General features: G+C 66.1%; 30 protein-coding genes. 26 read left to right on the top strand and 4 right to left on the bottom strand.

Annotated elements, in window-relative coordinates; genetic code table 11:
• Nucleotides 1–79: 79 nt before the first annotated feature.
• The 4 genes from DD542_RS03655 to DD542_RS03640 all read right to left on the bottom strand — a co-directional run bounded on the left by DD542_RS03655 (nucleotide 80) and on the right by DD542_RS03640 (nucleotide 1,619).
• The gene (locus DD542_RS03655; RefSeq protein WP_127803874.1) at nucleotides 80–298 is read right to left on the bottom strand and encodes a hypothetical protein; all 219 of its coding nucleotides are present in this window, start codon (nucleotides 296–298) and stop codon (nucleotides 80–82) included.
• 94 nt (nucleotides 299–392) lie between these two features.
• Nucleotides 393–944 carry a DUF3489 domain-containing protein gene (locus DD542_RS03650; RefSeq protein ID WP_127803872.1) on the bottom strand — a complete coding sequence of 184 codons (552 nt, stop codon included), beginning with the start codon at nucleotides 942–944 and terminating at the stop codon, nucleotides 393–395.
• Nucleotides 945–1,039: 95 nt separating this feature from the next.
• Nucleotides 1,040–1,246, bottom strand: coding sequence for a hypothetical protein (locus DD542_RS03645; protein ID WP_127803870.1), 207 nt, complete (start codon nucleotides 1,244–1,246; stop codon nucleotides 1,040–1,042).
• Between the two features lie 106 nt (nucleotides 1,247–1,352).
• Complete coding sequence (locus tag DD542_RS03640) at nucleotides 1,353–1,619, bottom strand: hypothetical protein (protein ID WP_127803867.1); 267 nt, start codon at nucleotides 1,617–1,619, stop codon at nucleotides 1,353–1,355.
• Between the two features lie 109 nt (nucleotides 1,620–1,728).
• On the opposite strand from DD542_RS03640, the gene DD542_RS03635 reads away from it, so the two are divergent.
• The 26 genes from DD542_RS03635 to DD542_RS03510 all read left to right on the top strand — a co-directional run bounded on the left by DD542_RS03635 (nucleotide 1,729) and on the right by DD542_RS03510 (nucleotide 24,361).
• On the top strand, nucleotides 1,729–2,322 hold the full coding sequence (locus DD542_RS03635) for an elements of external origin (protein WP_127807273.1): 594 nt from the start codon (nucleotides 1,729–1,731) through the stop codon (nucleotides 2,320–2,322).
• A 10-nt stretch (nucleotides 2,323–2,332) separates the two neighbouring features.
• Nucleotides 2,333–4,291 carry a phage terminase large subunit family protein gene (locus tag DD542_RS03630; RefSeq protein WP_127803865.1) on the top strand — a complete coding sequence of 653 codons (1,959 nt, stop codon included), beginning with the start codon at nucleotides 2,333–2,335 and terminating at the stop codon, nucleotides 4,289–4,291.
• A gap of 29 nt (nucleotides 4,292–4,320) precedes the next feature.
• Nucleotides 4,321–4,812: a hypothetical protein gene (locus DD542_RS03625; RefSeq protein WP_127803863.1), complete on the top strand. Its 492-nt coding sequence runs from the start codon at nucleotides 4,321–4,323 to the stop codon at nucleotides 4,810–4,812.
• On the top strand, nucleotides 4,812–5,204 hold the full coding sequence (locus DD542_RS03620) for a hypothetical protein (RefSeq protein ID WP_127803861.1): 393 nt from the start codon (nucleotides 4,812–4,814) through the stop codon (nucleotides 5,202–5,204). Before DD542_RS03625 ends, DD542_RS03620 begins: the two co-directional genes overlap by 1 nt.
• The gene (locus tag DD542_RS03615; RefSeq protein WP_127803859.1) at nucleotides 5,204–5,425 is read left to right on the top strand and encodes a hypothetical protein; all 222 of its coding nucleotides are present in this window, start codon (nucleotides 5,204–5,206) and stop codon (nucleotides 5,423–5,425) included. Before DD542_RS03620 ends, DD542_RS03615 begins: the two co-directional genes overlap by 1 nt.
• Before the next feature lies 1 nt (nucleotide 5,426).
• The gene (locus DD542_RS03610; RefSeq protein WP_127803857.1) at nucleotides 5,427–6,953 is read left to right on the top strand and encodes a phage portal protein; all 1,527 of its coding nucleotides are present in this window, start codon (nucleotides 5,427–5,429) and stop codon (nucleotides 6,951–6,953) included.
• A gap of 33 nt (nucleotides 6,954–6,986) precedes the next feature.
• Entirely contained in the window at nucleotides 6,987–8,222 is a 1,236-nt protein-coding gene (locus DD542_RS03605; RefSeq protein WP_127803855.1) for a S49 family peptidase, read from the top strand.
• Between the two features lies 1 nt (nucleotide 8,223).
• On the top strand, nucleotides 8,224–8,601 hold the full coding sequence (locus tag DD542_RS03600; RefSeq protein WP_127803853.1) for a head decoration protein: 378 nt from the start codon (nucleotides 8,224–8,226) through the stop codon (nucleotides 8,599–8,601).
• A 2-nt stretch (nucleotides 8,602–8,603) separates the two neighbouring features.
• On the top strand, nucleotides 8,604–9,608 hold the full coding sequence (locus DD542_RS03595; RefSeq protein WP_024541998.1) for a major capsid protein: 1,005 nt from the start codon (nucleotides 8,604–8,606) through the stop codon (nucleotides 9,606–9,608).
• On the top strand, nucleotides 9,608–9,910 hold the full coding sequence (locus DD542_RS03590; RefSeq protein ID WP_024541999.1) for a hypothetical protein: 303 nt from the start codon (nucleotides 9,608–9,610) through the stop codon (nucleotides 9,908–9,910). Before DD542_RS03595 ends, DD542_RS03590 begins: the two co-directional genes overlap by 1 nt.
• A gap of 3 nt (nucleotides 9,911–9,913) precedes the next feature.
• Nucleotides 9,914–10,360, top strand: coding sequence for a hypothetical protein (locus tag DD542_RS03585; RefSeq protein ID WP_024542000.1), 447 nt, complete (start codon nucleotides 9,914–9,916; stop codon nucleotides 10,358–10,360).
• A 5-nt stretch (nucleotides 10,361–10,365) separates the two neighbouring features.
• Nucleotides 10,366–10,584, top strand: coding sequence for a hypothetical protein (locus tag DD542_RS03580; RefSeq protein ID WP_024542001.1), 219 nt, complete (start codon nucleotides 10,366–10,368; stop codon nucleotides 10,582–10,584).
• Nucleotides 10,581–11,333, top strand: coding sequence for a hypothetical protein (locus DD542_RS03575; protein WP_024542002.1), 753 nt, complete (start codon nucleotides 10,581–10,583; stop codon nucleotides 11,331–11,333). Before DD542_RS03580 ends, DD542_RS03575 begins: the two co-directional genes overlap by 4 nt.
• Before the next feature lie 11 nt (nucleotides 11,334–11,344).
• On the top strand, nucleotides 11,345–11,743 hold the full coding sequence (locus tag DD542_RS03570; protein WP_024542003.1) for a hypothetical protein: 399 nt from the start codon (nucleotides 11,345–11,347) through the stop codon (nucleotides 11,741–11,743).
• Entirely contained in the window at nucleotides 11,740–11,949 is a 210-nt protein-coding gene (locus DD542_RS03565; protein ID WP_127807272.1) for a hypothetical protein, read from the top strand. Before DD542_RS03570 ends, DD542_RS03565 begins: the two co-directional genes overlap by 4 nt.
• The gene (locus tag DD542_RS03560; RefSeq protein ID WP_024542005.1) at nucleotides 11,924–12,568 is read left to right on the top strand and encodes a DUF6441 family protein; all 645 of its coding nucleotides are present in this window, start codon (nucleotides 11,924–11,926) and stop codon (nucleotides 12,566–12,568) included. The genes DD542_RS03565 and DD542_RS03560 overlap by 26 nt, the downstream gene beginning before the upstream one ends.
• 2 nt (nucleotides 12,569–12,570) lie before the next feature.
• On the top strand, nucleotides 12,571–17,895 hold the full coding sequence (locus DD542_RS23860) for a tape measure protein (RefSeq protein ID WP_127803851.1): 5,325 nt from the start codon (nucleotides 12,571–12,573) through the stop codon (nucleotides 17,893–17,895).
• An 18-nt stretch (nucleotides 17,896–17,913) separates the two neighbouring features.
• On the top strand, nucleotides 17,914–19,179 hold the full coding sequence (locus DD542_RS03550) for a hypothetical protein (RefSeq protein ID WP_127803849.1): 1,266 nt from the start codon (nucleotides 17,914–17,916) through the stop codon (nucleotides 19,177–19,179).
• A 3-nt stretch (nucleotides 19,180–19,182) separates the two neighbouring features.
• Entirely contained in the window at nucleotides 19,183–20,178 is a 996-nt protein-coding gene (locus tag DD542_RS03545) for a hypothetical protein (protein WP_127803847.1), read from the top strand.
• Entirely contained in the window at nucleotides 20,175–20,570 is a 396-nt protein-coding gene (locus DD542_RS03540; RefSeq protein WP_127803845.1) for a hypothetical protein, read from the top strand. Before DD542_RS03545 ends, DD542_RS03540 begins: the two co-directional genes overlap by 4 nt.
• A gap of 16 nt (nucleotides 20,571–20,586) precedes the next feature.
• Nucleotides 20,587–22,542, top strand: coding sequence for a hypothetical protein (locus tag DD542_RS03535; RefSeq protein WP_127803843.1), 1,956 nt, complete (start codon nucleotides 20,587–20,589; stop codon nucleotides 22,540–22,542).
• A complete protein-coding gene (locus DD542_RS03530; RefSeq protein ID WP_127803840.1) occupies nucleotides 22,535–22,756 on the top strand; it encodes a hypothetical protein in 222 nt (73 codons plus the stop codon). Before DD542_RS03535 ends, DD542_RS03530 begins: the two co-directional genes overlap by 8 nt.
• A gap of 84 nt (nucleotides 22,757–22,840) precedes the next feature.
• Nucleotides 22,841–23,143 (top strand): DUF6127 family protein, encoded by a 303-nt coding sequence (locus DD542_RS03525; RefSeq protein WP_127803838.1) that lies wholly within the window; start codon nucleotides 22,841–22,843, stop codon nucleotides 23,141–23,143.
• Entirely contained in the window at nucleotides 23,140–23,367 is a 228-nt protein-coding gene (locus tag DD542_RS03520; RefSeq protein WP_127803836.1) for a hypothetical protein, read from the top strand. Before DD542_RS03525 ends, DD542_RS03520 begins: the two co-directional genes overlap by 4 nt.
• On the top strand, nucleotides 23,364–23,867 hold the full coding sequence (locus DD542_RS03515; RefSeq protein ID WP_042427085.1) for a lysozyme: 504 nt from the start codon (nucleotides 23,364–23,366) through the stop codon (nucleotides 23,865–23,867). Before DD542_RS03520 ends, DD542_RS03515 begins: the two co-directional genes overlap by 4 nt.
• Complete coding sequence (locus DD542_RS03510) at nucleotides 23,864–24,361, top strand: hypothetical protein (RefSeq protein ID WP_042427088.1); 498 nt, start codon at nucleotides 23,864–23,866, stop codon at nucleotides 24,359–24,361. The genes DD542_RS03515 and DD542_RS03510 overlap by 4 nt, the downstream gene beginning before the upstream one ends.
• The last annotated feature ends 43 nt before the right edge of the window (nucleotides 24,362–24,404 follow it).

Raw genomic sequence — 24,404 nt, 5'->3', positions numbered from 1 at the left:
CTCGTGCGGTGCGTTGTTGATGGTTGTAGTAACGCGCTTCTCGAACAAGAAGCCAAGCTGTTCTTGGCCTTTGTTTCCATCATTCGACGTAGTAGAGATCGGCCTGTGCCAAGTCCTCGGTGTAGCCCGCCTTGTGCAGCACGACCACCTTGCCACCCCGCCAGCCCTGGACGATGCCGGTGCGGCGCACCTGCGTGGTGCGCGTGCTGTGGTGGCCGGTGCTGATGGTGCGGTTGATGTAGTAAGCGACGTGGTCGCCTTTTTGCAGGGTGCGGCGGATGGGTGTGATGGCGTTCATGGTGTTCTCCGGGGTGATCGTTGCGACACCCGTATGAACGCGCTGAGGGCGAGAGAAGCCAAGCTCTTTCTGCTTGGCTCCCTCGTCGTTCCAATCACGCCACGCGATACACGCGCTCGCCGCCCTGCGCCTTGTCCGAGGTGATGGCCAGGCCGAGTTTTTTCTTGAAGGCTCCGGCGAAGGTGCCGCGCACCGTGTGCGCCTGCCAGCCGGTGGCCATGCAGATCTGGCCGATGGTTGCGCCCTCGGGGCGTTGCAGCATCCGGATCACTTCGGCCTGCTTGCTGTTCTCCCGGCGACGCGGCGTGGATTCCTTGACCCACTGGGCCTCACACGCGGCCACGTCGGCCTCCAATTCGGGATCGGCGACCAAGGTTGCGGTGGTGGTTTCCAACGCGCCCTGTGGCGCTGTGGTGGGCCCGGGGCGTGCCATGCCCAGGGCGTCGTAGCCCTCGGCGGCGACGCGCCAGCCTTCGCGATCGGGCGTGATCAGGGCGCGGTTGAACATCCCGGCGAGCACCTTCTTGCGCGCGCCGCCGTTGATGTGGTCAGGGAACCATTCGATCTGGCCGTCGCTGGTGTTGATCGCTTTGGCGAGGATGGCGTGCTGGGCTGGGGTAAGTTGGGTGATGAGGGAGGTGGTCATTTGCTGCTCCTTGGCAAGTGGTGGATGGCGATGTGATGAACGCGCTGTTTGGCGGTGAAGCCAAGCGTTTTTTGCTTGGCTTCGTGGCTTGGCGATCAGTCCTTGGCGATTTCGGCTTCCGTGGCCTTCGGGCTCGCAGCACCCAGTTCGACGCCTGCCTTGAAGGCGGCTTCCAGCGCGTCCCGGATGCACCACACAGCCGTGTCGTGGAAATCCAGGCTGTCCGCGTGGCGGGTTTGCAGGGTGTCGATGCCGAGGTGCTTCTGGGCGATCAGGGTGAGGATGGTGTCGATCTGGTTCATGGCGAGCTCCTTTTGGATGTGGTTGGCGTGACGTAATGAACGCGCTGTTCGGGAGTGAAGCCAAGCGTTTTTTGATGGTTTTTTTCGCGTGGCTTCGTGCCTGCTTTCAGGCCTTGCGCAAGGTGGCGATGCCTGCCCGCGCAAGATCGAGCGCAGCGCAGCGGAAGGCGTTTTCTGCTGCCCAGGGCGCGATGCGCACGTCGTCGAGTAGCTGATCCATGACTTGCTTGCTCTTAGCCCGCATCGCGGCACACGCGGCTTCCAGGTCATCGTGGCTGGCGGCAGCGGTTTCCTCGCGGCAGGTGCGCACCAGGATGGTGAGTGCGGCATCGGCGAGTTTCTTGGCCATGGTGTCGAGGTTGGCGGTGTCCATCGTTCGTCCTTTCGAGGGGTGGTTGGCGTGACGTGATGAACGCGCTGTTCCCGATCAAAGCCAAGCTCAATCTGCGCAAACGACGAACAAATGATTGAAGAAAGTGACGATGGGACTCTCGATTCGCGCCTACGCGCGCCACCGTGGCGTGTCGCACGTGGCCGTGAAAAAGGCCATCGACACCGGACGGATCACGCAACTGGCCGACGGCACGATTGATCCGGATGCCGCCGACGCACAGTGGGCACAAAACACGCTGCAACCGCGCAAGGCCGTCGTGCAGGAGGTTGTGCTGGAGGTGGAGCAGGCGGTAGCCAGTGCGGTCAGCACAACCAAGGAGCGTCCGCAACGCACAGTCGCCACGCCGCAACGTGAAACGCCAGAGGCGTCTGCGCCGCCCTTGTCGGCAGGCGGAACGTCGCTGTTGCAGGCGCGCACCGTGAACGAGGTGCTCAAGGCCAAGCTCAACAACCTGGAGCTGGCGCACCGCAAGAAGGAACTGGTGGATCGGGCGCAGGCCGTGGCACACGTTTTCAAGCTCGCGCGCATTGAGCGCGATGCATGGTTGAACTGGCCTGCGCGCGTCTCCGGGCAGATGGCGTCCACGCTCGGCATCGACGCGCATCAGATGCACGTGGCGCTCGAATCTGCTGTGCGCGAGCACTTGATTGAGTTGGGCGAGTTGCGTCCCAGAGTTGATTGACTGGGGATTGATGACGATGGACTACGAAGGTGCCCAGGAAATCGAACGGGCGTGGCGCGATGGGCTCACTCCCGACCCGCTGCTCACGGTATCGGAATGGTCAGATCGCCACCGGATGCTCTCCAGCAAGGCGTCTGCCGAGCCGGGGCGCTGGCGCACCAGCCGCACGCCGTACCTCAAGGCGATCATGGATTGCCTGTCGCCGACTTCTCCGGTGGAGCGGGTGGTGTTCATGAAGGCGGCGCAGCTCGGTGCTACCGAGATGGGGTCGAACTGGATCGGCTACGTCATCCACCACGCGCCGGGGCCGATGATGGCTGTCTGGCCGACGGTGGAGATGGCCAAGCGCAATTCCAAGCAGCGGATTGACCCGCTGATCGAGGAGTCGTCGGCTTTGGCCGAACTGATCGCCCCGGCACGCTCGCGCGACTCAGGCAACACCATTTTGGCTAAGGAGTTCCGGGGCGGCGTGCTGGTGATGACCGGGGCGAACAGCGCGGTGGGGCTGCGCTCGATGCCGGTGCGGTATCTGTTCCTCGACGAGGTCGACGGCTATCCGTTGGACGTCGAGGGTGAAGGGGATGCGATCTCGCTGGCCGAGGCGCGCACGCGCACCTTTTCCAGGCGCAAGATCTTCATCGTGTCGACGCCGACGATCTCGGGGGCCTCGGCCATCGAGCGCGAGTACGAGGCCTCCGACCAGCGTCGCTTCTTCGTTCCGTGCCCGCATTGCAACCACCCGCAGTGGTTGCGCTTCGAGCAACTGCGCTGGGACAAGGGGCAACCGGAAACCGCTGCCTACATCTGCGAGGCCTGCGACACCGCGATTTCCGAGCATCACAAGACGTGGATGTTGGAGCACGGCGAATGGCGCTCGATGGCACAGGGCAAGACGGCTGGCTTTCACCTGTCGTCGCTGTACAGCCCCGTGGGCTGGCGATCCTGGCGTGACATCGCTGCCGCGTGGGAAGCCGCCGTCAACAAGGAGTCGGGATCGGCCGCCGCGATCAAGACTTTCAAGAACACCGAGCTGGGCGAGACCTGGGTCGAGGAAGGCGAAGCGCCCGACTGGCAACGGCTGGTCGAGCGCCGTGAGGATTACCGCATTGGCAGTGTGCCACTGGGCGGCCTGCTGCTGGTGGGTGCGGCCGACGTCCAGAAGGATCGCATCGAGGCCTCGATCTGGGCCTTTGGGCACGGCAAGGAGTCCTGGCTCATCGAGCACCGAGTCCTGATGGGCGATACCGCACGGGACGCGGTGTGGAAGGCGCTGGCCGCGATGCTGGCTGAGAACTGGACGCACGCCTCGGGGGTGGCGATGCCATTGGCGCGCTTCGCGTTGGACACCGGCTTTGCCACACAGGAGGCTTACGCCTTCGTGCGAGCCTGCCACGATCCGCGCGTCATGGCGGTCAAGGGCGTGCCGCGCGGTGCCGCGCTGATCGGCACACCGACGGCCATCGATGTGTCGCAGGGCGGCAAGAAGCTGCGCCGAGGCATCAAGGTGTTCACGGTGGCGGTTGGGATCGCCAAGCTGGAGTTCTACAACAACCTGCGCAAGAGCGCGGATGTGGGCGAGGACGGCTCGACCCCGGTGTTTCCAGCCGGGTTCGTCCATTTGCCAAAGATCGACGCCGAGTTCATCCAGCAGCTCTGCGCCGAGCAACTGATCACCCGCCGCGACCGCAACGGCTTCCCGGTGCGCGAGTGGCAAAAGATGCGCGAGCGCAATGAAGCGCTCGACTGCTACGTCTATGCCCGTGCGGCCGCATCCAGCGCGGGACTTGATCGCTTCGAGGAACGCCACTGGCGCGAACTGGAGCGGCAACTGGGGGTAGCACCCCCACCGGATGAGCCACCGCCCATCCACGACATCGAATTGAACGAGGCCACCCAACGCGGTGGCCTCGCTGCTTCTGGCACCCGCAATTCCGGTCGGCGCGTCATCCGAAGCCGTTGGCTTCGCTGACGGCGGCGGCTTCAAACCAAGGAGAACACATGAGTCTTGCCACCCGCATCGAGAGCCTGGTCATCCGCGTCGCCCAAGAGTTCAACGACGTCCGGGCGACGGCGGGAAACCTAGCCAGCCTTTCCACCACCGACAAGTCGAGTCTGGTCGCGGCGATCAACGAGCTGAAGGCGGCGGTGCTGTCCGCAACCGCCATCGACGACAACCAGATCGCCACCTCCACCACCTACTCGTCGAACAAGATCGTGTCGCTGCTCGACGCGCTCAAGGCCGACATCCTCGGTGGAGCAGACGCCGCCTACGACACCCTGGTGGAGATCCAGCAGTTGCTGCAGAACGGCACTACGGGCCTGGACGCTCTCCTCGCTGCCGTCAATCTGCGGGTGCGGTACGACGCGGCGCAAACCCTGACCGTTGCCGAACAACTGCAGGCGCGCACCAACATTGGTGCGGTTGCGGCCGCCGATGTCGGGAACACCGACACCGACTTCGTCGCGATCTTCGACGGGGTGCTGGCCTGATGAGCCTCGCCTCCAGCATCGCCGCCTTGGCGGCGCGCATCGGCTTCGAGGTCAAGTCCAAGATCGACGCCACACATCCCGGCCTTGCCCGGGTGTGGGTCAGCTTCGGCTACGTCAATGGCCAGGTCGTGATCGCCAGCGCGCGCAATGTGGCCAGCGTCGTGCGCACGGCGGCGGGCCGATACCGCGTGCATTTCGCAACGGCGATGCCGGATGCGAACTACTGCTGGACGGCGCTCGCGCGCAGCAGCACCAACAGCGGCCAGCAGCGTGTAGCCGTTGTACGCGCCAGCGCCGACCTGAAAACGGCCCAGTACGTCGATATCTCTTGCGCGACGACAGCAACGTCGTTTGACGACTCCTCCGAAATCAACCTCGTGGTGTACCGCTGATGGCCTACACAGAAATCCAACTCCAGGCCTTGGAGAGCGCGCTCGCCAAGGGCGAACGGCGCGTGACCTTTGCCGACAAGACGGTCGAGTACCGCTCGGTCGACGAATTGATGGCCGCCATCCGCGAAGTCAGGCGGGGCCTGCTTCAGCAGGCGGCTGAGACCGGGCTGCTGCCCGGTGCGCCACGCCAGATCCGCGTTACCACGCGCAAGGGGTTCTGAAATGGCGTGGTTCTCCCAAACGGTGCGCCGGTTGTTCGGTGCCTCGCCAGTACACGAAGCCGCAGGTCGTGGCCGTCGCTCGCTGGCTTGGATGCCCGGCAACCCGGGCGCGGTCGCGGCGATGTTGACAACCAACGCCGAGTTGCGCGGCAAGAGCCGTGACCTCGTCCGCCGCAATGCTTGGGCGCAGGCCGGTATCGAAGCCTTCGTGGCCAACGCGGTCGGCACCGGCATCAAGCCGCAGAGCCTGTCTGGCGACGAACGGTTCAAGGCCGAGGTGCAAGCACTGTGGCGCGATTGGGTTGAGGAAGCAGACGCGGCGGGACAGACCGACTTCTATGGCCTGCAGGCCCTGGCGTGTCGGGCGATGCTCGAAGGTGGCGAATGCCTGATCCGAATGCGGCCACGCCGTCCGGAGGATGGCCTGTCGGTGCCCCTGCAACTCCAGTTGCTGGAGCCCGAGCACCTGCCCATCAACCTGAACACCGATCTGCCGTCCGGCAACGTCGTGCGCTCCGGCATCGAGTTCGACAACCTTGGGCGGCGCGTTGCCTACCACCTGTACCGCTCGCACCCGGAGGACGGGCCGTACTTGTCACCGATTGCCCCGATGTCGGGCCAGGGCGGGATGGACACGGTGCGCATCGACGCCAAGGAGATCATTCACCTGTTCCGCGTGCTGCGCCCGGGGCAGATCCGGGGCGAGCCTTGGTTGTCGCGGGCCCTGGTCAAGCTCAACGAGCTCGACCAGTACGACGACGCCGAGCTGGTGCGCAAGAAGACCGCCGCGATGTTCGCGGGTTTCGTCACGCGCGCCAACCCTGAGGACAACCTGATGGGCGAAGGTGCAGCGGACGCCGACGGGATTGCGCTTGCCGGACTGGAGCCGGGCACGCTGCAGATCCTGGAGCCGGGCGAGGACATCAAGTTCTCCGATCCGGCTGATGTTGGCGGTTCGTACTCCGAATTCCTGCGCACCCAGTTCCGCGCGGTCGCCGCCGCCATTGGTATCACCTACGAGCAGTTGACCGGCGATCTGACCGGCGTGAACTACTCGTCTATCCGTGCCGGGCTGCTGGAGTTCCGGCGTCGCTGCGAGATGGTGCAGCACGGCGTGCTGGTGCATCAGATGTGCCGCCCGGTCTGGGCGGCCTGGATGAAGCAGGCGGTGCTCGCCGGGGCCCTGGATGCCCCGGGCTTTGCGCGTGGTGGGCCAGCCCGTCGCCGCCAGTACCTCGGGGTGAAGTGGATTCCCCAGGGCTGGCAGTGGGTTGACCCGGAGAAGGAATTCAAAGCGATGTTGCTGGCTATCCGCGCCGGCCTGATGAGCCGCTCGGAAGCCATCTCGGCCAACGGCTACGACGCCGAAGACGTCGACCGTGAGATCGCCGCCGACAACCAGCGCGCCGACGACCTCGGCCTGATCTTCGACTCAGATCCTCGCTACACGTCCAAGGACGGTGGCAGTGCCGAACCCAACCGCAACGCCAGCGTGCCTGACGCCACCGGCAGCCAAACGTCTTCCTGACCGGCCGCCAGACCGCCTTCCACAAGGATTCCCATGACCGTGCTACCCCATCTGGCTGCGCGCCTGTTCGGCGTGCCGCTGGCGATTCATCGGCCGAAACTCGACATCATCCTCTCCGTGCTCGGTGCGCGCATCGGCCTCGCCGACCTCGCCGCGCCCGTGGGTTACACGCCTGCGGCCCGCGCGCCTGGGCCTCCGAGCGGCAAGGTTGCCGTCATCCCGATCCACGGCACGCTGGTGCGCCGAACCTCGGGCCTCGAAGCCGAATCGGGTCTCGCCAGCTACACCGGTATCGCCGCGCAACTGGACGCCGCGCTCACCAGCCCCGAGGTCGCTGCGATCCTGCTCGACATCGACTCGCCGGGTGGCGAGTCGGGCGGCGTGTTCGATCTGGCCGACCGTATCCGCGTGGCGTCGCAAGTGAAGCCCGTCTGGGCCGTGGCCAACGACATGGCGTTCTCGGCGGCCTATGCGCTGGCGTCCGCCGCCACCCGCGTGTTCGTCGCGCGCACCGGCGGTGTCGGCTCGATTGGCGTCATCGCCATGCACATCGATCAATCCGTCAAGGACGCCAAGGACGGTGTTCGTTACACCGCCGTGTTCGCGGGCGAGCGCAAGAACGACCTCAACCCGCACGAGCCGCTCTCCGACGCCGCGCACGCGGTTCTCAAGGCCGAGGTGGATCGCGTCTACGAGCTGTTCGTCGAGACGGTCGCGCGCCATCGCGGCCTCGATGCGAACGCCGTGCGCGCCACGGAAGCGGGTCTGTTCTTCGGCCCGGATGCCGTTGCCACCGGTCTTGCCGATGCCGTCGGCAGCCTCGACGACGCGCTCACGCAACTCACGCAGTCGCTTTCCCCACTCCCGACTCAGGTGGCTACGGCCAGCCAAGCGGGCTTTCTTCGCAACCACCAGATGGAGTCTTTCATGAATGATCGAACCGACCCCGCTGCTTCTGATCGGCCTCTTGCTGATCCTGCTGGCAGTCATCCTCAACCGTCCGCCACCGCCACCGCGCTGAGCGTGGCCGACGCCGTCGAAATCGCCCAGACCTGCACGCTGGCCGGGCGAACCGACCTGATTGCGGGCTTCCTCGAAGCACAGTCCTCGCCCTCCCAGGTGCGCAGCCAACTGCTTGCGGCGCAGGCCGAAGCCAGTCCCGAAATCACCAGCCGCATCGCCCCCGACGCCGCGCGCCCTGTGGCCAGCAATCCGCTGATCGACGCCGCCAAGCAGATCGCAGCGCAATCCACCAAGAAGGAGATCTGAGATGCCCTCTCTCGCCGAACCTCTGAACCTGGGCGACCTGCTCAAGTACGAAGCCCCCAACCTTTACTCGCGCGACCGCGTCACGGTCGCTTCGGCCCAGAACCTGCCGCTGGGCACGGTGGTCGGCATCGTCACCGCAACGGCCAAGTTCAAACAGCTCGATCCGTCCGCAGAAGACGGCACGCAGGTCGCTGCTGGCGTGCTGCTGCAGGCCTGCGACGCCACCTTGATCGACCGTGACGACGGTCTCGTCGTCGCGCGCCACGCCATCGTCGCCCACCACGCGCTCGCGTGGCCCGACGCCATCACCACCGCCGAAAAACTCACCGCCATTGCGCAGCTTAAGGCGCTGGGCGTGCTCGTTCGCCAAGGAGCCTGACCATGAACAACCCCTTCAGCAATCCCGCCTTCTCGATGACGGCGCTGACCGCCGCCATCAACATCCTGCCCAACCGCTACGGGCGTCTGGAAGAACTGAACCTGATGCCGTCCAAGCCGGTACGGCAGCGCCAGATCGTCGTCGAGGAAATGAACGGCGTGCTCAACTTGCTGCCTACGCTGCCACCGGGTTCACCCGGCACGGTTGGCGTGCGTGGAAAACGCAAGCTGCGCTCCTTCGTGGTGCCGCACATCCCGCACGACGACGTGGTGCTGCCGGAGGAAGTCCAAGGCATCCGTGCCTTCGGCTCGGAAACCGAAACCGAGACGGTGGCAGGCGTGATCGCGCGCCATCTGGAGACGATGCGCAACAAGCATGCGATCACGCTGGAGCACCTGCGCATGGGTGCGCTCAAGGGCGTGATCCTCGACGCGGACGGCTCGGTTCTCTACGACCTGTTCGATGCCTTCGATATCACCCAGCAGGCGGTGGCCTTCGAGCTGGGCACGGCGGGCACCAATGTGAAAGCCAAGTGCACCACGGTGCTGGCAACCATCGAGGAGAATCTCAAAGGCGAGTTCATGAATGGTGTCCATTGCCTGTGCTCGCCGGAGTTCTTCGCCGCGCTCACCGGCCACGCCAAGGTCGAGAAGGCCTTCGAGAACTGGCAGAACGGGGCAATCCTCATCAACGACGTGCGTCGCGGCTTCACCTACGGCGGTATCACCTTCGAGGAGTACCGGGGTCAGGCCACCGATGCCAGCGGAACCGCACGCCGTTTCATCGCCGCTGGCGAGGCTCATGCCTTCCCGCTGGGCACCATCGACACCTTCGGCACCTACTTCGCACCGGCGGATTTCAACGAAACCGTCAACACGGTCGGCCAGCCGCTGTACGCCAAGCAGGAGCCGCGCAAGTTCGACCGGGGCACCGATCTGCACACGCAGTCCAACCCGCTGCCGATGTGCCATCGTCCGGGTGTGCTGGTGAAGTTGACGGTGGCGTGATGAGTCTCGTCGAGCAGATCTACGAATCGGCCGCCAATGCCGGGCTCTTGAAGGACTGCCTCTGGCGTCCTTCGGACGGCACGACAGCGCAGCTCCACCCGGTTGGCTTCGCCGCTCCGGATGACACCATGTTCGATGGGCTGGCCTCGACCACCGACCACCAGATGTCGTATCCGGCCTCGGTGTTCGTGGGTCTGGCCCCGCGCGACACGGTGGAGATCGGCGGAGTGATCTATCAGGTGCGCGACATCCGAGCCGTGGGCGATGGCTCGGAGATGCGCGCCAAGCTCACAAGGCTCTGACCCGTGTCCGGCAACTCGATCCGCGAACAGATTCTGCTCGCGGTGATGGCGGCTGTCCGCACGCCGGTGGAATCGCTCGGGGCCACGCTGCACCGCTCGCCCACGGTGGCCATCAGCCGGGAGCGATGCCCGGCGCTGGTGGTGTTCCCCGAGTCCGAATCCATCACCGAGCGCGCCAACGACCGCGTCACGCGCGAACTGATCGTGCGCCTCGTCGCGCTGGCCCGCGCGGTGCCGCCCGCGATTCCGGAGACAGAAGCCGACCGGCTGCTCACTGCTGCCCACGCCGCGCTGCTGGCCGACCGGAACCTGGGTGGCTTGAGCCTTGGCATCCGCGAGCAGGAATGCGAATGGGACGTCGAGGACGCCGACGCGGTGGCCGCCGCTATTCCCGCGCGCTACGCGATCACCTACCGGACGCTCGACACCGATCTTTCAACCAACGGATGACTCCCATGACATCACTCGTTTTGATCCGCCCGCACACCCACGCGGGCAAGCCGCTCCAGCCGGGCGAACGGCTTGACGTGGAAGGCGGCACCGCCGACTGGCTCATCGCCAACGGCATCGCCCGCCACGACCGCCAGCCCGCGCCCGTGCCGCAGCCGGAAGGCGACAGCGCTCCCATCGAAGTCAAACCCACTCCCACCCAACGCAAGGAATCCAAATCATGAGCACTTACGCCAGTTTTCAGGGCCGCGTCTTCCTCGGCAAGCGCGACGAGTCCGGCCAGCCCATCGAAGTGCGCTCGCCCGGCAACGTCGCCGAGCTCAAGCTCTCGCTCAAGACCGACGTGCTGGAGCACTACGAGAGCCAGACCGGTCAGCGCTCGCTCGACCACCGGATGGTCAAGCAGAAGTCGGCCACCGTGAACCTCACCATCGAGGAGTTCACCAAGGAAAACCTCGCCCTAGCGCTGTACGGCAACCACGTCACCGGCAGCACAGGCACTGTGACCTTTGAGCCCATCGGCGGCGCGGCTCCGGTGGTCGGCGACCGTTACTTCTTCGCCCATCCCAAGGTCTCGGCGCTGGTGGTGACCGACTCGGCAGGCACGCCCGCGACGCTGACGGCGGGGACGCACTACACCGCCGACACCGACTTCGGTGCCCTCCAGTTTCTGGATACCACCGGCTTCACCGCGCCGTTCAGGGCCGCTTACAGCTACGGCGTCGCTACCGAGATCGGCATCTTCACGCAGGCACTGCCCGAGCGTTACCTGCGGCTCGAAGGCATCAACACCGCGCAGGGCAACGCCAAGGTGCTGGTGGAGCTGTACCGCGTGGCCTTCGACCCGCTGAAGGAAATCTCCTTCATCTCGGACGAGTACAACAAATTCGAGCTGGAAGGCTCGCTCCTGGCCGACACCACCAAGCCCTACGACGCGGTGCTCGGCCAGTTTGGCCGCATCGTGCAACTGTGATGGGGACTGCCATGAGCGATCTGGAAACCCTCATCCCGCAGGCGGTGGAGCTGGTCATCGATGGCGAGCCGCTGACGATCAAGCCACTCAAGGTCGGTCAGATGCCCGCCTTCCTGCGCGCTATCACCCCGGTGATGCAGCAGATCGGCGGCGATGGCATCGACTGGCTGGCACTGTTCGGCGAGCGCGGCGACGACCTGCTGACCGCAGTGTCCATCGCCGTCGGCAAACCGCGCGCGTGGGTCGACGCGCTCGATGCCGACCAGGCCATCCTGCTGGCGGCCAAGGTGATCGAGGTCAACGCCGATTTTTTTACCCGGACGGTGATGCCTCGGCTCGACGGGCTGATCGCGCGGACGGGCGCGACGGCAGCAATGGCCACGGGTGGTTCGACACCGTCCAGCACCTGATAGCCAACGGCCACCGGTTGCCGGACATCCTCGACTACACCCTGGCGCAGGTGCGCGGCTTCGCTGCCGCCACCGCGCGGGTGGACGCCGCACGCGATGCGCGGCTGCTCTCGCTGATCGCCATCGGCGCGCGCGGCGATTCGCGTCACCTCGACCAGACCCTCGACAGGCTCCAAGACCATGCGCATCTCGGTTCGCATCGATAGCAAGGCCGCGCAGGCGCAGTTGCGCCGCTGGGGCGGCGAGTTCCGCGAGAAGGTGCAGAAGGCGGTCGCGCGCGGCATCGCCAGTGAGGCCACCGAACTCAAAGAGGACGTGCGCAGCCACGTCGCAGGCCAGATGGCGGTGGTCAAGAAATCCTTCGTCAAGGGTTTCACCGCCAAGGTGCTCGACAAGGATCGGAGTCGGCTGCCCGCGCTCTACGTCGGCTCGCGCATCCCGTGGTCGGGCATCCACGAGCGTGGCGGCGTCATTGGTGGCCGGATGCTGATCCCGCTGCACGGGCGCGTGGGCCGCAAACGCTTCAAGGCGCAGATCGCCGAGCTGATGCGCGGTGGCAATGCCTATTTCATCAAGAACGCCAAGGGGAACATCGTGCTGATGGCCGAGAACATCAAGGAACACGACCGGCCACTGTCGGGCTTCAAGCGCCGCTACCGCAAGGCCGAGGGCGTCAAGCGCCTCAAGCGCGGCGCGGACGTGCCCATTGCCGTGCTGGTGCCGCGCGTGCAGCTCAAGAAGCGTCTGAACGTCGAACGCATCGTCGCAGGGCGCATCCCGCGCCTCTCCGCCCGCATCGAGAAGCAGTTGCGGCTGGTGGACTGAAGATGGCGAACCGAATTTCCATCCTCGTTGCGCTCGAAGGGGCCGATGAGGGGCTCAAACGCGCCATCACCTCTGCCGAGCGCAGCCTCGGCGAGTTTGGCTCGAACGCCAAGACCGCTGGCGACAAGGCCGCCGCTGGGATGGCCGAGGTCAAGGCCGGGATGAACGCCTTCGGCGATCAGGTCGCCAAGGCCAAGACGCAGTTGTTGACCTTCCTCACCCTCAACTGGGCGGCGGGCAAGGTGCAGGAGATCGTCCAGATCGCCGACGCCTGGAACATGATGTCCGCGCGCCTGAAGCTCGCCACCGCAGGCCAGCGCGAATACACGGTCGCGCAGAAGGAGTTGTTCGCCATCGCGCAGCGCATCGGCGTGCCGATCCAGGAAACCGCCACGCTCTACGGCAAGCTCCAGCAGGCCGTGCGGATGCTGGGTGGCGAGCAGCAGGATGCCCTCTCGCTCACCGAAAGCATCTCGCAAGCACTACGCATCTCGGGCGCATCGGCCACAGAGGCGCAGTCCTCCCTGCTGCAGTTCGGGCAGGCGCTGGCCTCGGGCGTGCTGCGCGGCGAGGAATTCAACTCCGTCGTCGAGAACAGCCCGCGTCTGGCCAAGGCGCTCGCCGATGGTCTGAACGTGCCCATCGGACGGCTGAGGAAGCTCGCCGAAGAAGGGCGGCTCACCGCCGACGTGGTGGTCAACGCGCTGATGAGTCAGAAGGACAAGCTGGCCGCCGAGTACGCGCAGTTGCCGGTGACCGTCAGTCAGGCCTTCACGCGCCTGTCGAACGCCTTCGGCCAGTGGATCAGCAAACTTGACGAATCGACCGGCTTCACCAAGAAGCTCGCCGAGGCGCTGACGTGGCTGTCGGAGAACCTGGACACGGTGATGAAGTGGCTGGGTCGGATCGCCGAGGTCGGCCTCGCGGTGCTGGTCTACCGCCTGATCCCTGCGCTGATCATCGCGTGGCAGACGGCGGGGGCGGCAGCGGTGACAGCCGCCAGCACCACGGCGGCGGCGTGGGCAACGGCCAACCTGTCGTTGTCGAACGCCATCGCCACGGTCGGCAAGCTGCGCGTGGCCTTCGGCGTGCTCGGCGCGGCCATCATTGGCTGGGAGATTGGGACGTGGCTGTCAGAGAAGTTCGAGATCGTCCGCAAGGCGGGTATCTTCATGGTCGAGGTGCTGATGAAGGGCATCGAGCACCTGCGCTTCCAGTGGGAGGTGTTCGCCGCCATCTTCACATCCGACACCATCGCCGAAGCCACCAAGCGCCACGAGCAGCGGCTCGCGGAGATGAATCGCATCTTCGCCGAGATGTACGCGGACGCCACCGAAGGCGCGAACGCCGCCAAGGGCGCGATGAACACCGCCGCGACCGCTGCCGAGGAGATCGCCAAGCGGCTCGAAGCCGTGCGCCAGGGCACGCAGGAAGCGGTCGGACGCGGCATCGAAGCGGTGCACGCCGCGCTGGAGAAGCTCAAGTCCCGGCTGGGCGAGGTCGAACAGGCCGTCGGCAAGGCCCAAGGCGTGGTCAACGATGCCACCGCCAAGATGGCCGAAGCCTACAAGGGGCTGACGTCCATCGTCGAGGCCAGCCTCGCCCAGCAGGTGCAGGCGGTGAAGAACCGCTACGACCAGGAGAAGGCGGAACTGGATCGCACCCAGCAATCCGAAACCGCCAGGATCACCAAGTCTACGCAGCTGCTCGCCGAGGCACTGACGCAGCAGGCGACCCTGCGCCGTCAGGCCACGACCGAGACGCTCGGCCTGATCGATCAGGAAACGCAGGCGCGCAAGGACGCCGCCGCCCGGCAAGGCCAGACCGAGGACGAGCGCCGGGCCAACGTGCAGCGTGTCGAGAACGACATCCTCGCCACCAAGCGCCAGACCCTGGCGCAGGCGCTCTCCGAGTACCGCCAGCACATCGACGCCCTCAACGCCGAAGCCAACCGGCATCTGGCGGAAGTGCAGCGCATCGAGGAAGCCAAGCGCCAGTTGTCGATGTCCACGGAGGAGCGCATCCGCGACATCCGCCGCCAGGGCATGACGGAGTATGAGGCGACTGAGGATCGCAAGCGCCAGATCGCGGAGATGCAGGAGCAGGCGCGCCGGGCGCTGGCCAACGGTGAATTGGAGCTTGCCCGCCAGCTTGCGCAGAAGGCGATGGACATGGCCGCGCAGGTGCCCACGCAGAAGGAGCAGTACATCCGCGCCACCGCCGTGTCGGTGGTCGAACGCAGCTTCACATACAACACCGACCAGGACTACAAGGCGGCGGTCGTCACCGTCGCCATCAGCGACGCGCTGCGCTTTGATTTCACGGGCTCGCCGGCCAGCAGAACCTTCACGCGGGCAACCAATAGCACCAAGACGCGCGACACGGTGGTGGCCGACGCGGGCACCTACGTCGGCGTCGTGCCGCTGACGCAGGCTGCCAATATGGGCGACTTCACCATCAAGGGCGCGTCCATCTACACGCAGCTCGTGCCCAGCGCCCAGACCGAGACGCCGATCTCGGGCGTGCCCCCCTACGCCGCAGCAGGTTTGCCGGTACCGGGCGCTGCACCCGTGAGCTACACGGCCAGCCATGCCTGGAACACCAGCATCAAATTCAACCTGCCCGGCGGCTGCCTGCCGGGGTCGCTGTCCATCGTCACCGATGGCATCACGATCTTCGACGATGCGGGCCTGCTCAAGACCGCCAGCGGCCTGCTTGGCACCATCGACTACGCCAACGGCATCCTGAGCCTGAACTACGGCTCGATGTCGGGCAGCAAGGCCATCACCTACACGCCCGCCGCGCAGTTGCAGCGCGCACCGCAAAGCTCTGAGATCGCGGTCACGCCCGAGTCGCGCAGCCAGTCTTACGTCGGCACGGTGAACCCGGTGCCACAGCCCGGCACGTTCTCGGTCAGCTACATGGCGCAGGGGCGCTGGTACGTGCTGTCGGATGGCGGCAATGGCTCCCTCAAAGGGCTGGATGCCAGCTACGGCGCGGGCACTTTCAACAAGAACACCGGCGCGTTCGTCGTCACGCTGGGCGCACTGCCCGACGTGGGCTCGTCGCTGATCCTGACGTGGAACGTGCCGACCCAGGAAACGCAGCAGCCAACTGCCGCCCTGAAGGCTTCGCAGGCCCTGCAGCTTGCCCCACCCGAAGGAAAGAGTGTTCAGCCGGGGACGCTCACCATCACCTGGCCACACGAGAGCGGCTCGGGCACGCGCACGGCGTCCGCCACCACGTCTGGCGAGCTCAGTGGTGCTGCCACCGGTAGTCTGAACGTCGCGCAGAACCTCTTGAGCTTCGCGCCAAATGTCCTGCCGCCCGTCGGCGCGCTGCTGACCGTGGACTACGTTGCGGGCCCCAAGCAGGAAGACAGCTTCGCGCACCCCTCGCGCGATGGCCAGGGCAAGGTGCCGGTGACTGCAACCCTGGGCTCCATCGAGCCGGGTTCATTGGAGATCGAGTGGAACACCCTGACGGACACCGCCGTGCTCGGGGTCTACACGCTGCAGCAGATTCAGGCGATGGGGCTGGGCCTGTGGAACGGGGTCGATCCCACGCAATACGCCCGCGACGATGGTGCGGGCAATGTGCTGCGCGCAGGCCAAGTCATCGGTAGCGTCAACTACGCCACCGGGGCGGTGCAGTTTCAGCCGGATGTGACGATCAAGATTCCAAGCCCGGTGTATACCGAACAGCGCCTTGGTTGGGCCTCGGGCGTGGGCCAAATGTTTCGCCTCAACTACGGCGGCATCAGCTATGTGGATGCGCCGTCCATGTACCCCAACGACGAGTCCGGCCGCGTCTTGCTGCGCTACAACAGCGCGGGCTCGACCAGCAACCACAGCGAAACCTTTGCGTTCAGTCCATCGTTTCGGCTGGTGCCGGGCGTCAATGCACAGGTCGTGACGGGCTCCGTGGTGCTCCACAACGGCGGGTTTCATGGGCCCTGGGGGGACAACGGTCAGGGCACGTTGCGTGAATTCACACCCAGCGGCTGGGTTCAGCGCGGCACGATCAACTATCTGTCGGGTGAAGTGACTCTCACTTCATGGGTGGCTGGTGCGTCCAACACCTGGGCGCGTGCCAGCTGCGTGACCACGGTGGGCGAGAACATCTCCAGCGAGTACGTGTTTCGCACGGGTGCTGCGCCACTTCGCCCAGGATCGCTCTCCATTCAGTTCGCCCGCGCGGTGGGTGGAACCCAGACCGTGACGGCAGGCATCGACGGCACGATCACCGCGTCTGGCGTCATCGGCAGCGTCGATTACGACACTGGCCTTGTGCGAGTGCGGTTTGGCACCGTGGTCACGGCGGCGGGCAACGAGAGCGAGCCGTGGTTCGACGCCGAGAACGTGCGGCCAGACGGCAAGATCTTCCGGCCAGAGCCGGTCGCGGCTTCCAGCCTGCGCTACAGCGCCGTGGCCTACAGCTATCTGCCCCTGGATGCGGCGTTGCTGGGCATCGACCCGGTACGCCTGCCCAGCGACGGGCGTGTGCCGATCTTCCGTCCAGGAGGCTTCGCCGTCGTCGGCCACACCGGTCGCATCACCGCCTCGGTCAGCAACGGCCAGACCATAGATTGCGCGCGGGTGCGTCTGTCGCGCGTGCGCGTGGTCGGCCACGACGGCGTGGTGATCCACAGCGGCTACACCACCGATCTGGAAGCGGGAACCGTCACCTTCACCAATGTCGCGGGCTACAGCCAGCCCGTGACCGTGGAGCACCGCATCGAGGACATGGCCGTGGTGCGCGACGTGCAGATCAGCGGCGAAATCAGCTTCACGCGGCCTTTGACGCACCAGTACCCGCTGGCCAGTGTGGGCGATCCGCTGTCCGGCAGCTTCGTGTCCAGCGCGCTGGTGGCCGGAGACCTGTTCGCCCGCGTGAACCTCGTGTTCGACCAGAGCAGCTGGAACGGCAGCTGGTCGGACGACCTCGTGGGCAGCGCCGCCACCGCGACCTTCAACCACACGCAATACCCGATCACCGTGAGCAATCGCGGCGCGCTCACCGAGCGCTGGGTGGTGCGCATGACCAACAGCACCTCGTTCGAGGTGATCGGCGAGAACGTCGGCGTGATCGCCACCGGCAACACCAGCGCCGACTGCGCGCCCAACAACCCGGCCACCGGGGTGCCGTACTTCCGCCTGCCCGCGTTGGGCTGGGGCAACGGCTGGGCCACGGGGAACGTGCTGCGCTTCAACACCATCGGCAGCCAGTTCCCGGTCTGGGTGGTGCGCACCGTCCAGCAGGGGCCGGAATCCGTGCCCGACGACCACTTCACGCTGCTCATTCGCGGCGACGTGGATACGCCTTGATCCAGAGGAACCATCGCAATGACCGGCCTCACCGTCAAATACTTCAACAGCGGCATGACAGGTGCGCCGCAGATCGCCAACAACTGGGGCGATCTGGTGACGATGCTCGACGCTTGCCTCGTCAACGGCTTCGCGCTCAAGGCCATCGACACGCTGACCTGCGCCGATGGCATTGTCACTGCCAGCATCAGCGCGGGCCATGCCTACCGGCCCGAGCAGGTGGTCGAGATCGCCGGGGCCGACCAGCCGGAATACAACGGCGAGGTGAGGGTGATCGCCACGACTGCGACCACCTTCACCTACGCGGTTACCGGCACGCCTGCATCGCCCGCGACCAGCGCGACCAGTCTCTCGGCCAAGGTCGCGCCGCTGGGCTGGGAAAAGGCGTTCGCGGGTACGAACAAAGCAGCCTACCGCAGTCAGAACCCTGCTTCGCCGCAGAACCTGCTGCTGATCGACGACGACCTCAAGACGCCCGGCTACACGACGACCTGGGCCAAGTGGGCCAACGTCGGTATCGTCGAAGGGCTGTCGGACATCGACACCATCGTCGGTGCGCAGGCCCCGTTCGATCCGAACAACCCGACGCAGAACTGGAAACAGGTCGCGGCCAATCAGTGGGGTTGGTACAAGTGGTACCACGCTCGGAGCAACCAGTACGAGAGCAACGGCGACGGCGGCGCGGGTGGTCGCAATTGGGTGCTCATTGGCGACGACCGGCTGTTCTTCCTGTTCGTCACCAATGCCGCCGGATACAACTGGTACGGGCGCAACGCTTACTGCTTCGGCGACCTCATCAGTTTCAAACCTGGTGACGAATACGCCACGGTGCTGTGTGCCGACGACAACTACTCGGGCATGAGCAACTACTGGAGCTATCCCGGCCAGTTCAGCGGCTACGGGCTCACGCAGTCGCTGGAGTTCACGGGCAAGACGCTGCTGCGCAACCACACCCAGCTTGGCAACCCGGTGCGTTTCGGCCTCACCTCGCTGAACACCAACAACTCCAGCCAAGTCTGCGGGCGCGGGCCGATGCCGTTTCCGAACGGGCCAGACTTCAGCCTGTGGCTGTTGCCCACCTACGTGCGCGAGGAGTCGGGCCACATGCGCGGCCTGATGCCCGGCATGCACTGGATGCCGCAGGATCGGCCCTACAGCGACCAGACCATCGTCGACAACGTGGTGGGCCAGGCGGGCAAGAAGTTCCTGCTGGTCAGGACGCAGTACAGCTCGGAAACCGAGGGCGCGCAGATCGCCTTCGACATCACCGGGCCCTGGAGGTAAGCCGTGGCGTGGTGGGACAGCGTGGCGTCCTTGACGCCGGTCGCGGCGTGGGACGCGCTGCATTTTTCAGATGGGCAACTGCAGGATCAGGTCGGCGGCAATGCCGTCACCGTGCAGGGCGGCGTGGTCACGCCATTCCCCCTGCACGGGCTGTATGGGCAGGACAAGCCGTGGCCGCTGGCGACACCGTTGTCCTTGTCCGGTGAGTTCGTGCTCGCGGGCTTCGTGATGCACGTCAGCCGGGGACTGGTGTTCTACAAGACCCTCGGCGACAGCAGCAACTACTTCCTGGATCAGGAATCTAACGGTGCGATCTACCAGTACGCCAATGGCACGGGCGGCCAGGTGGGCAGCGGGCCAGCCTGGGGTACGCCCAAGTTCATGGCGCTGGTGGTCAGCCCGTCCAGCGCCCGCGTCTATCTGAACAACGACTGGGCGGGGGCGGCCTTCGCACGCGCGTGGGTGGCGGACACCGTAGGCGGCATCGGCTACTACGCCGACGGCAACGAATACAACATCGGCGGTAGCGAGCGCTTCTACGCCGCCGGTTTGTGGTCGGGTGCCGCCAGTCTTGCCGATCTGCGCGCGCTGGAGGCAGCGTGCCGCACCGCGCTCGCAGGCCCGCCAGTCGGCGTTCATGTCGCTGCCTTCGCCCGCTGGCACAGCCCGAACTCCGATCAGTGGAATCAGCCGGGCAGCCATCCGCGCCAGTTTCGCGGCCTACCCGGCGCACGCAGGAACATCTACTTCGGGGGTGATGGCCAGATCAGCGGCACCGTCAAGGAAAAGGGTTCACCCGACCAGCCGCTGCTGCGGCAGGTGCTGCTCTATAGCGAGAACACGCACACGCTGGTGGCCGACACCTGGTCGGACGCCGCTGGCAACTACTGCTTCGAGCGGCTCGACCGCGCGCAGACCTACACCGTGATCAGCACCGACTACCAGCAGATGTACCGCGCCGTCATCGCCGACAGGCTCCGGCCGGAGGCCATGCCATGACCGTCGCCATCACGCAGGAACACAACGAGGCGCGGCTGGCGGGCACGCTGTCCTTCCTGGACGCAGGCAGCAATACGGCGCGGCTGCGCATCTATGGCGGAACGCGGCCGCCCAATCCGTCCGCGACGCCCACGAGCGCGATGCTGGTCGAGATCGCGCTCACCAAGCCCGCAGGCACGGTGGCAGGCGGACTGCTGACGCTCACGCAGCAGGAAGACGGCCTCATCATGGTCACGGGCATCGCTACCTGGGCGCGGCTGGTCAACGGCGACGAGGTGACGGCGCTCGACCTCGATTGCAGCGGCACCGATGGCGACGGCGACGTGAAGCTGGCCAGCGCCAACCTCTATCTGGGCGGCGACGCCCGGATGGTGTCGGCGATCCTCGGCTGAATGCGAGGGATGAACGATGCCGACGAACTCCGGGCAGAACGTCGATCTGGCGTTCGACCGGCCTGCCGCACAGGATGCTGAACTGATTTTCGGCGCGGACTATGTGCCACCGCGCAACGACATGGCGGTGCAGGCCACACTGCCGCCGCCAGTCGCCAGCATCCACTTCATGCCGCCTGCGCGACTGGAGGTGCTGGCCGCGCTGCCGGGCCTCACGGTCAGCACGCTGATCCTGCGGCCCAGCGTTCCGCTGCACGTCGGCACCGCCAGCCTGCCGGGCGTGGTGTTTACCGGCGAGCTGCACTACACCTCGCGCACCCAGCGCCCCACGGTGGGCCAGACGGCCAGCGCGTGGCAACAGGCCACGCAAACGGAAGACGGCGCGACGTGGGGCCGACAGGACGCCACGGCTGCGCCCGCAGGCTGGGGCGCGCGCTGGCAGCGCGGCAACGTGTCGGCGCACGGCGTCGCGCATCGGCTACCGCCGGTGTTGCTGGCCTTGCCGATGCAGCGCCGCGCGGGCCAGCAGCAGGCCACGCGGCTGCACGGTGCAACTGGGTTCGGCCATCAGGACGCGACCGCCACCGCGCAGATCCGGACTGGCTTGTTCCAGAACGCCACCGGGCTGCGCGACGCCACTCGGTTTGCGCATCAGGACGGTGATCGCACCAAGCGCGCAAGTCGGCTTGCTCGTTGGCAGCACGCTCGGCTGCTGACCCAGCACCAGGGCACGGACTTCCAGAGCGCGATCCCGTGGCCCGTGGGCTGGCGAGGGAGGTATCAGGACGCGATGCGCCCGCCACCGGGCATCAGCGTCTGGATCGTGCCGGAGCCGCCCGAGCCGTCGCGCTGCTACACGCCGAGCGGCCATCTACTGTTCGTTGCACTGGCCCCGGCCAGCGCCCACCTGCTGTTCTTCTGCGAAAACCACAGCGCCCCGTCCGATGGCGAGCCGGTGGTCGTTCCCATTCGGAGGGTGTACTTCGTGATCAACAACGTGACCCTGCACCGGCTGCCCGATGGAATGCCGGTGCCGGTGTTCAACCTGTCACTGTCGCTCGACGCCGCGTCCTGGACGTGGGGGTTCGACGCGCAACTGCCCGCCACGGCGGAAGCCCTGGTCGCGCCCGGCAACGCCTCCGGCCCGGTTGAACTCGTGGCCAGCGTCAACGGCACGCAGTTCCGCGTGTTGGCCGAAAGCATCAGCCGCGAGCGCAGCTTCGGTGACGCCAGCATCCGCGTCTCGGGTCGTGGGCGCAACGCCGTGCTGGCCGCGCCCTATGCGCCGGTGATGAACTTCCAGCAGCCGCAGGCCCGCACTGCCCGACAGCTGATGGACGACGTGCTCACGCTCAACGGTATCCCGCTGGGTTGGGACATCGATTGGGGCCTCACGGACTGGAACGTCCCGGCCGGAGTGTTCACCCAGCAGGCAACATGGATAGAGGCACTGAGCACCATCGCCGGTGCCGCTGGCGGCTACCTGATACCGCATCCCTCCGAGCAGAGCATCCGCGTCCGGCACCGCTATCCGGTCGCACCGTGGGAGTGGGCCAGCGTCACACCGGATTTCGTGCTGCCGGTGGACGCCGTCGCCCGCGAGTCGCTGCGCTGGATCGAGAAGCCTGCGTACAACCGGGTGTTCGTCTCGGGCCAGGACGTGGGCGTGCTCGGCCAAGTCACGCGCGCAGGAACAGCCGGTGACGTTCTGGCCCCGATGGTGGTCGATGCGCTGATCACCGATGTGGTGGCTGCGCGCCAGCGTGGCATCGCGCTGCTGGCCGACACCGGGCCGCAGATCGAAGTCAGCCTGCGCCTGCCGGTGCTGGCTGAGACGGGGATCATCGAGCCGGGGGCCTTCGTCGAGTACCAGGACGGCAGCGTCACCCGGCTGGGCATCGTGCGCTCCACGCAGGTCGAGGTCGGGATGCCCGAAGTCTGGCAGACGCTGGGGGTGCAGAGCCATGCATAACCTGTACGACCAGTTCCGCCAACTCATCCCCGATCCTCCGCTGCAGGCGGGCACGGTGGTCAGCGTTGGCAACGGCGTGGCGACCGTGGCCTTGCCCGGTGGCGGCCTGATCCGCGCGCGCGGCAGTGCCGTCGTCGGTCAGCAGGTGTTCGTCCGCGACGACGCCATCGAGGGCATCGCGCCCAGCCTGACGCTGGAAGTCATCGAAATCTGAATCCCACACATCCTTCTGTTCAACCCCGAACCCGCCTTGGTGCCCTGTGCATCAGGCGGGTTTCGTATTTCTGGAGACCCCCTAATGACCGAAGAAAACCAACCCGCTGCCTTCGTGGAAAACATGCTGCTCTTGCGCCGCGAGGACTTTGACGAACTGCTCGAACGCGCCGCCGAACGCGGGGCCGAGCGTTGCCTCGCGCATCTCGGCCTGGAGAACGGCAGTGCGGCGAAGGACATCCACGAGCTGCGCGACCTGCTGGAAGCGTGGCGCGATGCGCGCCGCACCGCATGGCAGACCACCATCAAGGTGCTGACCACGGGCCTATTGGCGGCGTTGCTGGTCGGTGCCGCCATCAAGCTCAAGCTGCTGGGCGGTGCGCCATGAGTGCCCGGCCCCAACTGTGCCTGTTGGACGACTGGCGGCAAGTCGCGCGTCGGGCATGGAGCTTTCGCTTCTCTCTCGTCGCGGCCGTCTTCACGGTGGCGGAAGTGGTGGTTCCACTGTTCGGCGACGTGCTGCCGCGTGGGGTGTTCGTGCTGCTGGCCTTCAGCGCCAGCATCGGCGCGGCCATCGCACGGCTCGTCGCCCAGCCGGAGATGTACCGATGATCCGGCCACCGCAACGCAGAACCGTGGCCGCGCTGACGCTGTCCGCCGCCGCGCTGGTCGGCATCGTGCTGCACGAGGGATACACCGACCGCGCGGTGATCCCGGTCAAGGGTGATGTGCCGACCATCGGCTTCGGCACGACTTCGGGCGTGAAGATCGGTGACACCATCACGCCGCCGAAGGCGCTGGCCCGGGCGCTCACCGACATGCAGCAGTTCGAGGGCGCATTGAAGCAATGCGTCACCGTGCCCCTGGCCCAGCACGAGTACGACGCGCTGGTGAGCTTCTCCTACAACGTCGGCAGCAGCGCGTTCTGCAAGTCCACGCTGGTCAAAAAGCTCAACGCCGAGGACTACGCCGGAGCCTGCGCCGAGCTACTGCGCTGGCGCTTCTTCCAGGGCAAGGACTGTGCACTGCCTGCCAATGCCCGGCTCTGCGGCGGGCTGGCCATACGTCGGCAAGCCGAGTACCGCCAATGTCTCGGGGAAGGTGCCCCATGACGCTGATCCCTTGGCCTTATCGCCCACTGGCCTTGGCTGCGCTGGCGGTTGCGCTGATCGGATTCGGCTGGGTGAAGGGCGCGAGCCGCGTTCAAGCGCAGTGGGATGCCGCCGTCCAGCAACAAACCCTGCAGACCGCTGCCACTCGCCAACGTCAGGCGCAAACCACCGTCAAGGTCGTCACCGAGTACGTCGACCGCGTCCGCGTCGTCCGCGAAAAGGGCGACACCATCATCAAGGAAGTTCTCGTCTATGTGCCCGTTGAAGCCGATGCTGCTTGCACTATCAACCGTGGCTTTGTGCGCCTGCACGACGCTGCCGCCGCCGGTGAGCTGCTCAAGCCCGCCGGAGATGCTGATGCGCCCGCCGCAGGCCTTGCGCTCTCTGCCGTCGCCGGAACCGTCGCAGGCAACTACCAGTCCTGCCACGAAAACGCCGAGCAACTGAGGGCGTTGCAGGCGTGGGTCAGGGAGATGGCTGCCCCCGCGAGGTGAGAAATCCGTGGGGCAGACCATTGAGCCTGAACTGCGGCGCTGA

The organism is Hydrogenophaga sp. NH-16 (assembly GCF_004006415.1).
Taxonomy (GTDB): Bacteria; Pseudomonadota; Gammaproteobacteria; order Burkholderiales; family Burkholderiaceae_C; genus Hydrogenophaga; species Hydrogenophaga pseudoflava.
The sequence above is the reverse complement of the archived record's forward strand: the minus strand, read 5'-3'. Positions and strand labels throughout refer to the sequence as shown.

Excerpts from the sequence above, each read along its gene's own strand:
- DD542_RS03605 (WP_127803855.1), top strand. The coding sequence starts at position 6,987 with ATGACCGTGCTACCCCATCTGGCTGCGCGCCTGTTCGGCGTGCCGCTG.
- DD542_RS03655 (WP_127803874.1), bottom strand. The coding sequence starts at position 298 with ATGAACGCCATCACACCCATCCGCCGCACCCTGCAAAAAGGCGACCAC.
- DD542_RS03575 (WP_024542002.1), top strand. The coding sequence starts at position 10,581 with ATGAGCACTTACGCCAGTTTTCAGGGCCGCGTCTTCCTCGGCAAGCGC.
- DD542_RS03520 (WP_127803836.1), top strand. The coding sequence starts at position 23,140 with ATGAGTGCCCGGCCCCAACTGTGCCTGTTGGACGACTGGCGGCAAGTC.
- DD542_RS03510 (WP_042427088.1), top strand. The coding sequence starts at position 23,864 with ATGACGCTGATCCCTTGGCCTTATCGCCCACTGGCCTTGGCTGCGCTG.
- DD542_RS23860 (WP_127803851.1), top strand. The coding sequence starts at position 12,571 with ATGGCGAACCGAATTTCCATCCTCGTTGCGCTCGAAGGGGCCGATGAG.
- DD542_RS03635 (WP_127807273.1), top strand. The coding sequence starts at position 1,729 with ATGGGACTCTCGATTCGCGCCTACGCGCGCCACCGTGGCGTGTCGCAC.
- DD542_RS03625 (WP_127803863.1), top strand. The coding sequence starts at position 4,321 with ATGAGTCTTGCCACCCGCATCGAGAGCCTGGTCATCCGCGTCGCCCAA.
- DD542_RS03595 (WP_024541998.1), top strand. The coding sequence starts at position 8,604 with ATGAACAACCCCTTCAGCAATCCCGCCTTCTCGATGACGGCGCTGACC.
- DD542_RS03600 (WP_127803853.1), top strand. The coding sequence starts at position 8,224 with ATGCCCTCTCTCGCCGAACCTCTGAACCTGGGCGACCTGCTCAAGTAC.
- DD542_RS03615 (WP_127803859.1), top strand. The coding sequence starts at position 5,204 with ATGGCCTACACAGAAATCCAACTCCAGGCCTTGGAGAGCGCGCTCGCC.
- DD542_RS03570 (WP_024542003.1), top strand. The coding sequence starts at position 11,345 with ATGAGCGATCTGGAAACCCTCATCCCGCAGGCGGTGGAGCTGGTCATC.
- DD542_RS03525 (WP_127803838.1), top strand. The coding sequence starts at position 22,841 with ATGACCGAAGAAAACCAACCCGCTGCCTTCGTGGAAAACATGCTGCTC.
- DD542_RS03550 (WP_127803849.1), top strand. The coding sequence starts at position 17,914 with ATGACCGGCCTCACCGTCAAATACTTCAACAGCGGCATGACAGGTGCG.
- DD542_RS03590 (WP_024541999.1), top strand. The coding sequence starts at position 9,608 with ATGAGTCTCGTCGAGCAGATCTACGAATCGGCCGCCAATGCCGGGCTC.
- DD542_RS03530 (WP_127803840.1), top strand. The coding sequence starts at position 22,535 with ATGCATAACCTGTACGACCAGTTCCGCCAACTCATCCCCGATCCTCCG.
- DD542_RS03640 (WP_127803867.1), bottom strand. The coding sequence starts at position 1,619 with ATGGACACCGCCAACCTCGACACCATGGCCAAGAAACTCGCCGATGCC.
- DD542_RS03630 (WP_127803865.1), top strand. The coding sequence starts at position 2,333 with ATGACGATGGACTACGAAGGTGCCCAGGAAATCGAACGGGCGTGGCGC.
- DD542_RS03515 (WP_042427085.1), top strand. The coding sequence starts at position 23,364 with ATGATCCGGCCACCGCAACGCAGAACCGTGGCCGCGCTGACGCTGTCC.
- DD542_RS03560 (WP_024542005.1), top strand. The coding sequence starts at position 11,924 with ATGCGCATCTCGGTTCGCATCGATAGCAAGGCCGCGCAGGCGCAGTTG.
- DD542_RS03580 (WP_024542001.1), top strand. The coding sequence starts at position 10,366 with ATGACATCACTCGTTTTGATCCGCCCGCACACCCACGCGGGCAAGCCG.
- DD542_RS03535 (WP_127803843.1), top strand. The coding sequence starts at position 20,587 with ATGCCGACGAACTCCGGGCAGAACGTCGATCTGGCGTTCGACCGGCCT.
- DD542_RS03645 (WP_127803870.1), bottom strand. The coding sequence starts at position 1,246 with ATGAACCAGATCGACACCATCCTCACCCTGATCGCCCAGAAGCACCTC.
- DD542_RS03620 (WP_127803861.1), top strand. The coding sequence starts at position 4,812 with ATGAGCCTCGCCTCCAGCATCGCCGCCTTGGCGGCGCGCATCGGCTTC.
- DD542_RS03610 (WP_127803857.1), top strand. The coding sequence starts at position 5,427 with ATGGCGTGGTTCTCCCAAACGGTGCGCCGGTTGTTCGGTGCCTCGCCA.
- DD542_RS03540 (WP_127803845.1), top strand. The coding sequence starts at position 20,175 with ATGACCGTCGCCATCACGCAGGAACACAACGAGGCGCGGCTGGCGGGC.
- DD542_RS03650 (WP_127803872.1), bottom strand. The coding sequence starts at position 944 with ATGACCACCTCCCTCATCACCCAACTTACCCCAGCCCAGCACGCCATC.